Below are 12,699 nucleotides of genomic sequence, written 5' to 3'. Positions count from 1 at the left end.
TTGGATACGAAAAAACAGATGAAGAATCTAAAGCAAATGTTTTTGTAAAGAACTGGCTTGTTGGCAAGGAATATATTTGGTTGAAGAATGTTGATTCAACGCCAGTGTTTTTTCATCACTAACATCATATACAAGACTTAAAGAAAATAAGTAAATTGCTTTTTCATGGGGGTGAGGAACACAACGAAAAACCGATCGTAACAATGATACTGAAAGAATCGGATAATGGAAGTACGATTATCGAGGTTAACGAATCTGGTTTGAAAGAAGAAGACCCTGAAGTAATTAACAAAATGATGGGACAAAAAGAAGGCTGGGTATATATGCTTTCTTGTTTAAAATGCTATGTTGTGAATATGATATTAATAATATGAGAGCGTCTTTAATTCATTAATTAGATACTTTTCTAAAAATAGATTGATACAGAAGTTACAAAAAAAGAATCGTAATGAAGAATAATAATTAAAGGAATCTAATTATGGTAGTCGAATAATGTATATAGAAATGCGCTTAGGGAGCGGAGATTTTAAAGGTAGTTTATCTAAAAACGTTTCTATATCCTTAATCCTTTTCAGTTTCCTATTATGAATCTATCAAACTATTTTTGATAGATCACTTTGCACGTCTTAATCTTACCTTGAGGTGATAAAAATGGCATTTCAGTCCAAGAATATCTTTATCAATCTACCAGTGAAAGATGTAAAAAAGTCAATTAGCTTCTTCCGTTCGTTAGGTTTTGAATTCAACGCCCAATTCACCACTGACGACACAGCAAGTATGATTATCAGCGACAATATCTTTGCCTTGATCATGACTGAGGATCGTTTCAAAGAGTTTAGTAAGAAGGAAATCGTGGACACTTCCACTTCTGCTGAAGCAATTTTATGTTTATCAGCTGATAATAGAGACCAAGTTGATAAGTTGGTAAATAAGGCAGTTGCTTCAGGAGGTAAAATCTCTAATGACCCACAAGATCATGGATTTATGTATGGTTGGGGTTTTCAAGACTTAGACGGTCACATTTGGGAAGTCGTTTATATGGATGAAAGTGCTATGAATCAAGGGTAAACATTAAGGATAGATTACTAGTTAAGATCATTTCTTAAAAAAGATGATGTCTTGATAGATATCATTTTTTTTAAGAAATATTAATCAAAGAGCAGGTTGCGTAAAAACTAATAGAATAGGTGTGTAAAATGGGTGGAATTGATAAAAGAAATCAATTAGATCAAACTCCTTTTAGTTACCGAGTCAATAAAGATAAGACCATTTTTTTAGAGTACTATGGGAGACAAGTGAAAATTTTAAAAGGAAAAGAAGCAGATAAGTTTTTAAGGAAAGTTAATGAAGCTGAAAATGAAAAAGATGTACAATTAGTGATGGCCAAGATTACAGGTAATTTTAAAAGGGGGAATGAGAGGGAAGGAAAAGATCATCACACCAAATAAAAAAAGCCTCAAATAAAATAACAGGCTCGATTTTCAAGTAGAAGAATTAAAATAATAAAATCAATTTGAAGTCCAATCTCAACGTAGAAAAATAACATATAGAAGAGGTGGTCAATTGATTAAGGTTTTAATAGGAATAACGTCTCTACTATTTATCATTATTGGTATGTTACACGTTTTTTGGGCATTTGGTGGATCTTGGGGAGTAAATTCGGTTCTTCCAACTAAAGATGATAATAAATTACCAGTTTTACGACCAAGAATGTTAGGAACACTTTTTATTGGTTTACTTTGCTTTTTTGCATCTGTACTCCTATTCTGTCAAATAGATTTGTTTGAAGTTATCAAATCCCCTCTTTCAAAATGGCTTTGTATAGCCGGAGGAATTATTTTCTTGTTGCGTGCAATTGGAGAAGGAAAATATATAGGGTTTTTTAAGAAAATCAAACATACTAGATTTGCAAAACAAGATACCGTCTTCTATTCACCACTTTGTGTATGGATTAGTCTTACTTTTTTCTAGCATCATTTATATAGATTTCGATAATCAACATATTGGATGGCAAACTATGGTGAATTTTCAACAATAAAAGCAACGGAAGATGAATTCCATTGCTTTTTCTATTGCTGTTTTATGTTAAAAACTACACGCTAAGCTGGTTTTTGAATAAAGGTTTTTATTTTGTTATTTTCAAGTTTTAAAACCTTTCATTCATTTACGCGTCTCGCTATAGAAACTTTAGATTGTTTTTTGTGTTCAACTTTTCGATAAAAAAATGTAAGAGCAAGTGCTGGAATGGTGCTTAACACCATACCAATAAAAGCAAATTTCGGCTCAATTTCGTATAAATAGCTTCCGAAAATCGTAAAAACTGCAGTGCTCCAACTAAGTGCCAATGCGGAGTATAATCCTTGTGCTTTAGGTATCTGTCTATTTGGGATATTTTTTATTAAGTATTTCATAAAGGCATAATGAGCCATCGCGAATGAACATGCATGTAATAGTTGGGAAATACTAAACATCATCACGTTTGGAAAGATAAATACGATGATCCAACGGATGGTTGATCCCAATGCCGCTAATGTTAGTAAAGTACTAACTGAATATTTATGAAAGAACTTATCTGCGATTGAGAAGAAAATGATTTCTGCGAGTACGGCAATGTTAATAATGGAACCAATGAGATATTTTGGTACATAAATTTCTTGTAAATAAATATAACCATAGTTGTAATAAGAAGCATGTGCAGCTTGTATTAATATAACAATGGCAAGTACTACTCCGAAGTGACTGTTCCGAAACAAATCTATTATGCTATCTTTTATGGAAGGGTCCTTTTGAGGCTTTTCTAATAAAACGTTTGGCGTTTCCATAAACCCAAGTATTAGAAATGCTGCTATTCCAACTAACAATGCCCATAATATCACCTCATCACCTAAAGAACCGGTAAAGAATGTTAAGGTGATACCGGCAACCACAAATCCAATAGAGCCCCATAATCTACTCTTCCCATAGTTTTTTAATTGCTTTTTTTGCAAAAGTACGCCAGCGGTACTATCTAAGGCAGGCATCAATGTTGGGTAAAAAACATGCAATACGAGGGTTGCAATAAGTAAACTTGAAAACGAATCCGCAGGTATACAGCAGATAAGAGCAACGAGAGTGCCGATTGCTGTACCATTTAAAATTGTTTTATTACTTAGCTTTTCTGATAAATATGGGAAAATAAATAATGTTGAAATGCCTCTCACAACAAGTCCTAAACTCATAATCAAACCAGCCTGTGAAATCGTCATTCCTTTTGCAGAGATCATCCATCCTGTCCAATAAGGTAGAAAGATCCCCCATGTTACAAAAAAACTAAAATATTGCCTGCTCATCCAGTGTTGTGTATTCATTCTATATCTCTCTCCTTTGATTGGATGATATACTATCTTTGTGCATTATAATAGGAGATATCTCATATTTTGGGGTGAATAATGGAAATTTATAAAAATGAAAAAAAACAAAGATTTATAAAAGATCATTCGATTAACCAGTTATTTTCGTTCCCAATTGAAGAATTTATAGAAGTACATGAATATGAACGGGATGAATGGATTATTCAAGAAGGAAAAAGACCATTTTATTTATTTTATGTTATCGAAGGAAAAGCAAAGATATATGTCACACACCAAAACGGAAAAGTCTCTTTACTTAATTTTATCAATGCGAATGATTACATTGGAGAAATGGAATTATTAAATGATGTTTATTATACAAAAGGGATTCAAGCTTCTACAAAGACAATATGTTTTGCTATTCCTTTTCATAGCTGTCGTGAAACATTATTAGAAGATGTGGTATTTCTAAGGGAATTAACTAAATTTTTAAGTATGAAAGCAACAAATATGGCCGCTAAGTACTCACAAAGTTTATCGTTTCCACTTGAAAATCGTCTGGCTGAATTTATCCTACAAACTTCTGATAACGGTATTTATAAAGAGAAGCATGTAACAGTTTGTGAGTTTTTGGGTGTATCTTATCGGCACTTAATGCATGTTGTTTCACAATTTTCCAAAAGGGGTTATATACAAAAAGAGGGTCGTTACTATAGAATAAAACAACCTAACTCACTGTATGAATTAGCAGAGATGTTATGGAATCTATAATACTTGAGATTTAAATATGACATCAGTCTGCAACTCAGACCACATTATCTATGAAAAGGTTTCAAAATTATGGTAACCTAAAAATACGAAGGGAGAGGAATAAAATGGACAAATTAATTCCAGAAATTACGTTACATGATGGATTAGCGATACCTGTTGTTGGTTTAGGTACATATAATTTAAAAGGGAATCAAGGAGTTCAATCGATCCAATATGCCGTTGATCAATTAGGATATCGTTTGCTAGATTCTGCTTATAATTATGAAAACGAAGGTACAGTAGGTGAAGCGGTTAGACGAAGTTCTGTTTCAAGAGAAGAATTAATTATTACGTCTAAGCTGCCTGGAAGATATCACGAGTATGAAAGAGCCATGATCGCGATTCAAGAATCACTATATCGTGCGAATTTAGATTATTACGATATCTACCTTATTCATTGGCCGAACCCGAAGCAAAGTCACTATGTGGAAGCATGGCAAGCGCTAATTGACGCAAAAAAACAAGGTCTTATCCGCTCAATCGGTGTATGTAATTTTCTACCTGAACATATCGAACGTCTTGATCAGGAAACGGGTGTGAAACCTAGTTTGAATCAAATTGAATTACATCCATTTTTTAATCAAGCGGAGCAAAGAAAGTGGCATGAAAATCATCATGTAGCAACACAGTCTTGGAGTCCATTAGCCCGTGCAAATGATGTACTGGAGATTAGCACATTGCAGCATATTGCAGATGCTCATAAGAAGACTGTTTCACAAGTCATATTACGTTGGCATTATCAACTAGGAGCTATCTCAATTCCAAAATCGGCTTCCCCTGAAAGGCAACTTGAAAACATTTCAATATTTGATTTTAAACTGAATGAAGAAGAAATGGCGCAGATCTCATCATTGTCTCGAACTAATGGCAGATTGAATAATCAAGATCCCGCAATATATGAAGAATTTTAAACTAGCTTTTTATATACAGAATGTGCACATTTCGTTTGTTGAGATGAGCTTTTAGCCTAAACATTTTCAGTTTTAAAGAAAGCGGTGGATACGATGAAAAAGTTTTTAGTGAATGATCAGTTCATGAATGAAATTGAAGTCAAACTATCAATTTATGATCGCGGATATCAATTTGGAGACGGAGTATATGAAGTAATTCGATTTTACAATAGGAAGTACTTTAAATTGAAAGAGCATTTAATCCGTTATATTGAAAGTGCCAGAAAAATTGATATCGATTCAGCACTGGATGTAGAGCAGCTGGAGTCGATGTTTGAAGAACTATTGGATCGAAACTCGATAGAAAACGGATATGTGTATACACAATTAACGAGAGGTACTGCACCAAGAAGTCATATTTATAATAAAGAAGAATTAAAACCTCAATTAATTGCTTATGTTGAAGAGGCGAAAAGACCACTTGAACTAATGGAGAAAGGTGCATCTGCTATTTTACACGAAGATGAAAGATGGACAAAATGTGATATTAAAAGCTTAAATTTACTTGGAAGTGTATTAGCGAAAACGAAGGCAAATAAAGAAGATGCATTTGAAGCGATATTGCATAGAGGAGATATTATAACAGAAGGTAGTGTCTCAAATGTATTTGTCTATAAACATAATAAATTATATACATCTCCAGCAAATAATCTTATATTAAACGGGATTACTAGACTTACAATTCTTGAAATAGCAAAAGAACTTGGAATTGAGGTTGAAGAAACAACGATTACAGTAGACTTCTTGTTGACTAGTGATGAAGTGTTTACATCCGCAACAGTTTCAGAAATAACTCCGATTATTGAAATTAAAGGTAAAGGCCCTATTGGTCACGGTAAACCTGGTGAGATGACAAAGTTAATTCAAACGAAGTATGAGGAAAAAATTAAACAGTTATAATATTCATCTCATCTATCCTGATTTATTTATTAAATCGGGATTTTTTAATTGAATAATTTAAATAGAGTATATTTCTTCCTTGAATAATCAACTGTTATTTATAAAAACATCATTATGCTAAGCTTCGCTCTTATTTTCTATGAATATAGTTACAATGCTTGTTTAAAAGAATGTAATTATATGGTATTTTAAGAAGGTGCTAAATTTTGGAAGTGTCAGATCGCAAATGACACGATACGTCAGCTAGCAAGTAATCCGCGGAGGGTGTTTTGATGAAGTGTACAGATGAAGATGAATTCTTGTGGTGGTATGAAGAATATAGCGTATCACTTTTAAAATATATATTCTCGATGGTGCAGAACTCACAAACTGCAGAAGATATTCTGCAAGAGACTTTTTTAAAGGCGTATCAATACCAGATACATATAAATGATAAAAATAAAGTCAGAAATTTTTTGTTTCGGATTGCCCACAATTGTACAATGGATTTCTTTAGAAAAGAATCTAAGATTAGAAGATTACTACATGGACTTTCAAAAGAAACTAGGGTTTATCCTTCTGCTGAAAAGATCGTTGAAGTGAAAGAAGAAAGTAAACGTTTGTTAGATGCCTTAAATGGATTAAAAGTGGCTCAAAAACAAGTGATCCTTTTAAGAAAGGTTCAGGGATTTTCTATAAGAGAAACAGCAGAGATATTAAATTGGACGGAATCAAAGGTTAAGACAACCTTACACAGAGCAAACAAGAATCTTGAGAAGTTGTTGTTAAAGGAGGAAGACTATGAAGAAATCACGTCTTTCACTAGATGAAAAATTACACAAGTTAAACAGTGAAATTATCTGGAACAACGACAGAAAAACTTTACTTAAAGACCAAATTCAGAGCAAAATTTCTCATCAATCAAATCATTATCGAAAAAAATATAGATATAGAGCATGTAGAATGACACTAGCTTGTGTATGTCTATGTTTAATTTGCTTTCTAGTGCTTAAGCCATTTCTGGAAAATGGTTTTCAAATGAAAAATAATAAAGTGCTCAGTGAAATCGAAAGCGAGAAAACGGTTACTGAAATAGAAGCCTCATACAGAGAACATATATCCGCTTTTAATATAGGTGACTATGAGACATATCTTGGAACTTTAGGAAAGGAAAGCTCTATAAGATTGACTGATGATTCTTTGAATGAAACAACTGCTCAAAAAGGACCAATTGTTATAGAGAAACTTAAGCCTTTATTTGCTGATCAACAAACTGTTATCTTATATTCAGTGGAAGATGTAGCGGTTGAAGCAGAAAAGAATTATAAAAGGTATTTATATGTTATTTTTCACAAAAAAGAATCAGACTGGATCATTACTGAAAAGAACATATTTAAGCAATATAAAAACGATAAGGGGAACATAACATTACAATATGATGTATCGAATGACGTAAAACAGTCACTAAGTGATAAATATAGTATTGATTTTAAAGTGGAGTAGTTGATTATAGGGATAAGACCTTTTTCCTAGGGGTGATAGTAATGAAGGATAAAAACAAAGAAAACCGTGAAAAAAGCAAAATTGAGACGGATGATAGTTGGAATAGAACCTTCTATGGAAGCCCAACAACTGGAGGGTTTGTTGTAGTGGCCGTCATTGTCTTGTACTTATTGTTTAGCTGATTATTTTTCACACTAGGTCATTAAAATGCTATTGGTAAAAGAAAAATATATGATATTGGAGGAGATTTTATGATCCTAGGCATACATCATGCTCAAATAACCATACCAAAAGGTGCTGAAAAAGAGGGAAGACATTTCTACTGTGGAATTCTCGGTTTACCTGAGAAGGAAAAACCCGAATCACTAAAGGGTCGTGGGGGATTTTGGTTAATAGTCGGAGATAGGGATGTACATATAGGTACAGAAGATGGTTTTGACCGTTTAAAAACAAAAGCCCATTTAGCTTATCAAGTGGAGGATATATCATACTGGAGAAATGTATTAGAACAAAATGAAATTCAGATAATCGAAGGAGTACCAATCCCAGGTTTTGATCGTTTTGAGTTCAGAGACCCTTTCGGAAACAGAGTGGAAATGATTCAAGAAGTTTAGCTATTTATCATTCGGTTTTGAGATAAAGATAAATGACAAAGAGCTTAGGAAAATTTCTAAGCTCTTTTGTATGTGATTTTATATCATTTTGCACGACAAAAGTATCAGACTTTTATCGATTAATTGAAAAATAATTCTTTTATGTGTTAACTTTCTTAGATTATATACGTTATATAAGCGGAAGGAGGGGAGTTATTGATTGAGGAAGCAGATCTGCACAAATTATTACGCAGTAAATCAGACATTATATTCAAGTATTTAATCAAGATTGGAGGAAACCCTCGAGATGCTGAAGATATTGTTCAGGATGCATTGTACAAATTATTGTTATACATGGACTCGGTGGATACAAGTAAAGTGTTCAGTTGGCTATTTCGCGTAGCAATTAATCGTTACTACGATCTTTGTCGGAAGCAGAAAAAACAAATACAAATATCGTTCGATAATTATGAATTAGTTGATGAAGCACCATTACCGGAAGAATATATTCATAACAAAGAACTAAGAAATGATATTCAAATCATACTTGATCAATTAAAGCCCCTGTATAAACAACTGTTAGTCATGAAATATGATATAGAGCTAAGCTACGAGGAAATTGCTGAAATGCTGGATCTTAATCCAGGAACATTAAAAACATATTTGTACAGGGCGAGAGAAGCGTTTAAAGATTTATATAGAAGGGAGTTAGAAAAAGATGAATGATCACAAGATTACTAACAAAGAGCAGGAGCTTAATGATCTGTTTAATGAAAATAATTCAAACCAAACATACGATAAAATAATAAAAAAAGCAAAACTAATCAGTACTCTTCGAACCATTTGTATCACGATTATAGTTGTTTTAATACTATTTGTGGTTTTAGGATTTAGTTGGCTTTCGCTTATGAGGTGGAATCAAGAAAAGGCAATGAAAGATGTTGAACTTTTTAATCAAATTACCCGTCCAAACGTAGAGGAGTTAGGTCCGGAATTTATAGGAAGAGATTTGTTCAATGGTACATTATCCTACAATAGATACAAAGAAATAGAAGGAACACCAGTTAATTGGAGTAATCAAGTGTTTAATTATAGTATATTTGGAGGAGTAAGAAGTGTAGAGGGAGATCGACAGTTTCAAATGGCTGATAGGAGAGATGGGCAAAATCGGTCTTATGATGAAGAAACAAAACAAAGAATGATGCAATTTTATCACCCAAGTGTAGATTATGATTATGTAAGAAATGATCTTAATCATCTTAAGGACTATCCAAGTGAAACATTAATGGAGATGGGACTATCCTTTGACCGAAGCTATACCCCTAATGAAGTTCGAGAATTCTTACCAAATAACATAACGTTAAAGTGGTATTGGGCTGATACATACTCAGATGTAGAGCGTTTAAAAGGGGGAGGTAACGATTGAAAATAGTGATGAAACAGAAGTAATACCTAGTTTCCCGGAGATATCCACATATATATATGGTTACGATCATATTTTTACTAATGAAGATGAGTCGGAAAAAAATGAAGAGAGATTTATCGAATCTATTAAAGCAGGTTTAAATAATGAAGGTGGAAAATATTATGAAGAATATGACCGTATATATAGGTATTTAAAAGGAGAACATGCGAATATTTCTCCTCAAGATATCAAGGTTTTAGGTATTGTTGTGACTGGTAGTGCGGGCGAATTAACAGAGCTTATGAATGCAAAAGAAATCCGCGCTGCAGAATTAGGTGTAACAATTGATCCGAATAAATAAGTTTGTTGAAAATTTTTATGAATGTTAAAAATTTATTCTGTCTCAATCACTTGAGTAATCTTAGGTTTTGAGACAGAATTTATCATTTTAGATTAACTTCGTATAATATATATTATGTTCGGGGCGTTATAAAAAACACATATTTTTACGGATTTTCAGCTCTTTTCTATTCGATGTTTATAGCTGCTATTTTTAATATTATTAAAGTTAATAAAATTCACACTGTATTCTATAACATCATTTATATATACGTTATTTGCTTTTGAGAATTCTTTAACTTGTTCTAAAAGTTCTTTATCATATGTTGTTTTATATTGAACGCGATCTTTTGGTCTGTTTTTTTATCAAAATGAATGACATTTTGTTGTGATAATACATGTTGTAAGCCATTTTCAATTAAGTAATTTGGATGAGTATCATGATTATTAGCAAGTTCATTTAACTGTTCAATAATTGTTTTACTGATATTTGTTCTAAATTTTATTCGCGTTTGATCCGTAGTCTGAATTAATTTACCATTTACTAATTTCCACATTGCAATCATTCCTTATTTGGTTATTTAAGTAAATAATACTTATCTAGCTGATGTGTAAAAATCTAGATCTACAAATGCTAAGTATTTATTAGAACAAATGTTCTGTATACCGATTTTAAGCATTTTTAAGCAAATATTATCATTTAAAAGGGGCTATTCCTGATCTTTCGGCATATCCATCCGATCCACAGCACTTTTTAAATCATCGTTACGTATATGTGTATATATCATCGTCGTTTGAATGGAAGAATGACCCAGTTGACGTCGCAACTTTGGTACATCGTTGATTTCTGAGTGATATCTTGTAGCAAATGAATGCCTTAATTTGTGTACAGATAACGAAGGTTTTCCGAATGCTGCAGCATATTTTTCAATTAGTTTCTCTATAGATCGGCCTGTTAATCGTCTTGATTTTCCTTTGGGACCCATCGGAGCTGCTACAAATAAGGCTTTGTTATTTTTTTCAACTTTATAGCGACTTTCTCTAATTTTTAAATATTCCTGAAGATCATCCATGGCTATTTTACTGAAGAAAACGAATTGTTCTTTATTTCCTTTACGTATCACGCGTGCTGTATACTTACTGAAATCAATGTCATCTAGATCAAGGTTTACAACCTCTGATAATCGTAGTCCTGAGCCTAATATCAAGGAAACTATGGCCGTATCGCGTTCTTGATTTAGCTGGTAAAAGTTAAATAGCTTTTTGTTTTCCTTATTCAATTCGCCATAATCATGAGCAATAAACCGGCGGAACTTTTCATATTCATCACCAAGGAGAATTTTTCCTTCAATTTTGTTCGCGATCGTTTCCATGCTGTCTTTAAGCTCATTAAACTCGATTTTCGCCATAACATTTCGCTGAATATATGGCTTAAGATCACGAGTTTCAGCGATGTTTTGCAAGTAGTTAAATAGGGACTTTAAAGCTGATAATTTACGATTGACGGTAATTTCTTTGTTATGTAGTTCGTACTGTAATACGTATAAAAAGCTTTCAACTTGCTGAACAGTTAATGTTTCTAACAGTTCTAATGGAATATCTTTTAGATTGCCAGCGTATAGTTGCTCAGACATGATCCAATTGAAGAAAATTTTATAATCATGGCAGTAATTAAGCAAAGATGCTGCGGAAAGCTTTCTGCGTTTATGATCAATGTATTCTTCAACATACCAAGGTAATTCTTTGAGCAACACTTGTAATTTTTTATAATGCTGTTGCTGTGATTCTGAAGCCATAACATACACCCCGAGACGATTTTTCTATACTCTCATTATAAATTATTCAGTTTATTACGTCAAATTTATATTTTACGTAATAATATATTTGATATCATTAGACATCATGGTATCAGGAAATCAACTTCAAATTCTTCTCCTCCTCTTGTATTATTCAGGCGGGTTATTTTATGATTTTCTCATCTACACTAAATATTCGGTTTACTATGTAAGCAGCTCCAATATCTATGCCAACTAAATAATTCATTTGAAGAATTGTATTTTCCAAAAAGTTTACATTGTTTATGAGAATGATTTCATTATATCTTTTATGATTTTGATTTTATTTGGGTCAATGAATTCTGAAAAACTTAATTGATTCCGAACTCCAGATCCAAAGTGAACTTCAGAAATATTGACTTGTTCCATAAATTGCGATAAGTTACCAGTTGTCAATCCAGATCCTGGCATTATTTCAATATGTGAGTTAGCTGATCGTTGTAGTAATGATTGAATTTCTATAACAGCATCAGGGACTTTATTCTTTCCACCTGACGTTAAAATTCGTGATATTTCTTTATAAGACATTAAAATATCTAAAGATCTTATCGGATCTCGAACTTCATCAAATGCACGGTGAAATGTGATATCTAACCCATCTGATGCGTCAATTAGTCGATCTAATGTCTCTCGATTAATAGAACGGTCTTCAGTAAGTGCACCGATGACAATTCCAGTTGCTCCAAGTTTTTTGCATACTTGAATATCTTTTACCATTGTTTTTTCATCATCCCGATTGTAGATGAATGAGCGGCTGTGCGGACGGATCATCACATTTACCGGTATATTTATTTCGCCACAAACCTGTTCGATCATTCCATAGCTTGGTGTTAATCCACCTTCACCTATTCCTGTGACCAGTTCAATTCTATCTACTCCAGCTTTTTGTGCGTCTTTTGCATCTGTTAAAGAAGTGGCAATAACTTCTAAAACCACGTTTATTCAGTCCTTTCTTTTATCTAACTATCGGCATTTCTCTATATTTCTCTGTCTTCGAAATAAACCGGAAATGTTAATATGCAGCTGTTATATTAGGTGATGAACCTTTGTTATTTT

Annotated in this window: 18 protein-coding genes; 14 read left to right on the top strand and 4 right to left on the bottom strand. The window is 32.8% G+C overall.

Annotation, left to right across the window (positions count from 1 at the left end; translation table 11 throughout):
• The first annotated feature begins 155 nt into the window (after window positions 1-155).
• The 4 genes from AC0L8O_RS11330 (at window position 156) to AC0L8O_RS11315 (ending at window position 1,971) form a co-directional block, all read left to right on the top strand.
• Window positions 156-374, top strand: a complete 219-nt coding sequence (locus AC0L8O_RS11330) for an SRPBCC family protein (protein WP_394184746.1) — start codon at window positions 156-158, stop codon at window positions 372-374.
• 277 nt (window positions 375-651) lie between these two features.
• Window positions 652-1,068 (top strand): VOC family protein, encoded by a 417-nt coding sequence (locus AC0L8O_RS11325; protein ID WP_394184745.1) that lies wholly within the window; start codon window positions 652-654, stop codon window positions 1,066-1,068.
• Between the two features lie 128 nt (window positions 1,069-1,196).
• Window positions 1,197-1,448, top strand: a complete 252-nt coding sequence (locus tag AC0L8O_RS11320) for a hypothetical protein (protein WP_473448164.1) — start codon at window positions 1,197-1,199, stop codon at window positions 1,446-1,448.
• 115 nt (window positions 1,449-1,563) lie between these two features.
• On the top strand, window positions 1,564-1,971 hold the full coding sequence (locus tag AC0L8O_RS11315) for a DUF3995 domain-containing protein (protein ID WP_473448162.1): 408 nt from the start codon (window positions 1,564-1,566) through the stop codon (window positions 1,969-1,971).
• A gap of 185 nt (window positions 1,972-2,156) precedes the next feature.
• On the opposite strand, the gene AC0L8O_RS11310 is transcribed toward AC0L8O_RS11315, so the two are convergent.
• A complete protein-coding gene (locus tag AC0L8O_RS11310; RefSeq protein ID WP_473448160.1) occupies window positions 2,157-3,347 on the bottom strand; it encodes an MFS transporter in 1,191 nt (396 codons plus the stop codon).
• Between the two features lie 81 nt (window positions 3,348-3,428).
• Between AC0L8O_RS11310 and yeiL the strand changes: the two genes are divergently transcribed.
• The 10 genes from yeiL (at window position 3,429) to AC0L8O_RS11260 (ending at window position 9,830) form a co-directional block, all read left to right on the top strand.
• The gene (gene yeiL / locus AC0L8O_RS11305) at window positions 3,429-4,100 is read left to right on the top strand and encodes a transcriptional regulator YeiL (protein ID WP_473448158.1); all 672 of its coding nucleotides are present in this window, start codon (window positions 3,429-3,431) and stop codon (window positions 4,098-4,100) included.
• A 104-nt stretch (window positions 4,101-4,204) separates the two neighbouring features.
• Window positions 4,205-5,050, top strand: coding sequence for an aldo/keto reductase (locus AC0L8O_RS11300; protein ID WP_473448156.1), 846 nt, complete (start codon window positions 4,205-4,207; stop codon window positions 5,048-5,050).
• Window positions 5,051-5,143: 93 nt separating this feature from the next.
• Window positions 5,144-5,989 (top strand): D-amino-acid transaminase, encoded by an 846-nt coding sequence (dat, locus tag AC0L8O_RS11295; RefSeq protein ID WP_473448154.1) that lies wholly within the window; start codon window positions 5,144-5,146, stop codon window positions 5,987-5,989.
• Window positions 5,990-6,261: 272 nt separating this feature from the next.
• The gene (locus tag AC0L8O_RS11290; protein ID WP_473448152.1) at window positions 6,262-6,798 is read left to right on the top strand and encodes an RNA polymerase sigma factor; all 537 of its coding nucleotides are present in this window, start codon (window positions 6,262-6,264) and stop codon (window positions 6,796-6,798) included.
• On the top strand, window positions 6,770-7,471 hold the full coding sequence (locus AC0L8O_RS11285) for a hypothetical protein (protein WP_473448150.1): 702 nt from the start codon (window positions 6,770-6,772) through the stop codon (window positions 7,469-7,471). Before AC0L8O_RS11290 ends, AC0L8O_RS11285 begins: the two co-directional genes overlap by 29 nt.
• Window positions 7,472-7,512: 41 nt before the next feature.
• Entirely contained in the window at window positions 7,513-7,653 is a 141-nt protein-coding gene (locus AC0L8O_RS11280; protein ID WP_473448148.1) for a hypothetical protein, read from the top strand.
• A 69-nt stretch (window positions 7,654-7,722) separates the two neighbouring features.
• A complete protein-coding gene (locus tag AC0L8O_RS11275) occupies window positions 7,723-8,085 on the top strand; it encodes a VOC family protein (RefSeq protein ID WP_026561868.1) in 363 nt (120 codons plus the stop codon).
• A 195-nt stretch (window positions 8,086-8,280) separates the two neighbouring features.
• Complete coding sequence (locus tag AC0L8O_RS11270; protein WP_473448146.1) at window positions 8,281-8,790, top strand: RNA polymerase sigma factor; 510 nt, start codon at window positions 8,281-8,283, stop codon at window positions 8,788-8,790.
• A complete protein-coding gene (locus AC0L8O_RS11265; protein WP_473448144.1) occupies window positions 8,783-9,490 on the top strand; it encodes a sigma factor regulator N-terminal domain-containing protein in 708 nt (235 codons plus the stop codon). The genes AC0L8O_RS11270 and AC0L8O_RS11265 overlap by 8 nt, the downstream gene beginning before the upstream one ends.
• Window positions 9,486-9,830: an anti sigma factor C-terminal domain-containing protein gene (locus AC0L8O_RS11260; protein ID WP_473448846.1), complete on the top strand. Its 345-nt coding sequence runs from the start codon at window positions 9,486-9,488 to the stop codon at window positions 9,828-9,830. The genes AC0L8O_RS11265 and AC0L8O_RS11260 overlap by 5 nt, the downstream gene beginning before the upstream one ends.
• A gap of 283 nt (window positions 9,831-10,113) precedes the next feature.
• On the opposite strand, the gene AC0L8O_RS11255 is transcribed toward AC0L8O_RS11260, so the two are convergent.
• The 3 genes from AC0L8O_RS11255 to AC0L8O_RS11245 form a co-directional block, all read right to left on the bottom strand.
• Complete coding sequence (locus AC0L8O_RS11255) at window positions 10,114-10,365, bottom strand: hypothetical protein (RefSeq protein ID WP_473448142.1); 252 nt, start codon at window positions 10,363-10,365, stop codon at window positions 10,114-10,116.
• 153 nt (window positions 10,366-10,518) lie between these two features.
• Complete coding sequence (xerS, locus tag AC0L8O_RS11250; protein ID WP_026562543.1) at window positions 10,519-11,604, bottom strand: tyrosine recombinase XerS; 1,086 nt, start codon at window positions 11,602-11,604, stop codon at window positions 10,519-10,521.
• 282 nt (window positions 11,605-11,886) lie between these two features.
• A complete protein-coding gene (locus tag AC0L8O_RS11245; protein ID WP_473448140.1) occupies window positions 11,887-12,579 on the bottom strand; it encodes a copper homeostasis protein CutC in 693 nt (230 codons plus the stop codon).
• Between the last annotated feature and the right edge of the window lie 120 nt (window positions 12,580-12,699).

The organism is Metabacillus sp. KJ11-3, from assembly GCF_055808295.1.
The sequence above is the reverse complement of the archived record's forward strand: the minus strand, read 5'-3'. Positions and strand labels throughout refer to the sequence as shown.

Bases quoted from the DNA above. Each gene is read 5' to 3' on its own strand.
- dat (WP_473448154.1), top strand. From the start codon at position 5,144: ATGAAAAAGTTTTTAGTGAATGATCAGTTCATGAATGAAATTGAAGTC.
- AC0L8O_RS11265 (WP_473448144.1), top strand. From the start codon at position 8,783: ATGAATGATCACAAGATTACTAACAAAGAGCAGGAGCTTAATGATCTG.
- AC0L8O_RS11285 (WP_473448150.1), top strand. From the start codon at position 6,770: ATGAAGAAATCACGTCTTTCACTAGATGAAAAATTACACAAGTTAAAC.
- yeiL (WP_473448158.1), top strand. From the start codon at position 3,429: ATGGAAATTTATAAAAATGAAAAAAAACAAAGATTTATAAAAGATCAT.
- AC0L8O_RS11290 (WP_473448152.1), top strand. From the start codon at position 6,262: ATGAAGTGTACAGATGAAGATGAATTCTTGTGGTGGTATGAAGAATAT.
- xerS (WP_026562543.1), bottom strand. From the start codon at position 11,604: ATGGCTTCAGAATCACAGCAACAGCATTATAAAAAATTACAAGTGTTG.
- AC0L8O_RS11275 (WP_026561868.1), top strand. From the start codon at position 7,723: ATGATCCTAGGCATACATCATGCTCAAATAACCATACCAAAAGGTGCT.
- AC0L8O_RS11300 (WP_473448156.1), top strand. From the start codon at position 4,205: ATGGACAAATTAATTCCAGAAATTACGTTACATGATGGATTAGCGATA.
- AC0L8O_RS11255 (WP_473448142.1), bottom strand. From the start codon at position 10,365: ATGTGGAAATTAGTAAATGGTAAATTAATTCAGACTACGGATCAAACG.
- AC0L8O_RS11320 (WP_473448164.1), top strand. From the start codon at position 1,197: ATGGGTGGAATTGATAAAAGAAATCAATTAGATCAAACTCCTTTTAGT.
- AC0L8O_RS11310 (WP_473448160.1), bottom strand. From the start codon at position 3,347: ATGAATACACAACACTGGATGAGCAGGCAATATTTTAGTTTTTTTGTA.
- AC0L8O_RS11325 (WP_394184745.1), top strand. From the start codon at position 652: ATGGCATTTCAGTCCAAGAATATCTTTATCAATCTACCAGTGAAAGAT.
- AC0L8O_RS11280 (WP_473448148.1), top strand. From the start codon at position 7,513: ATGAAGGATAAAAACAAAGAAAACCGTGAAAAAAGCAAAATTGAGACG.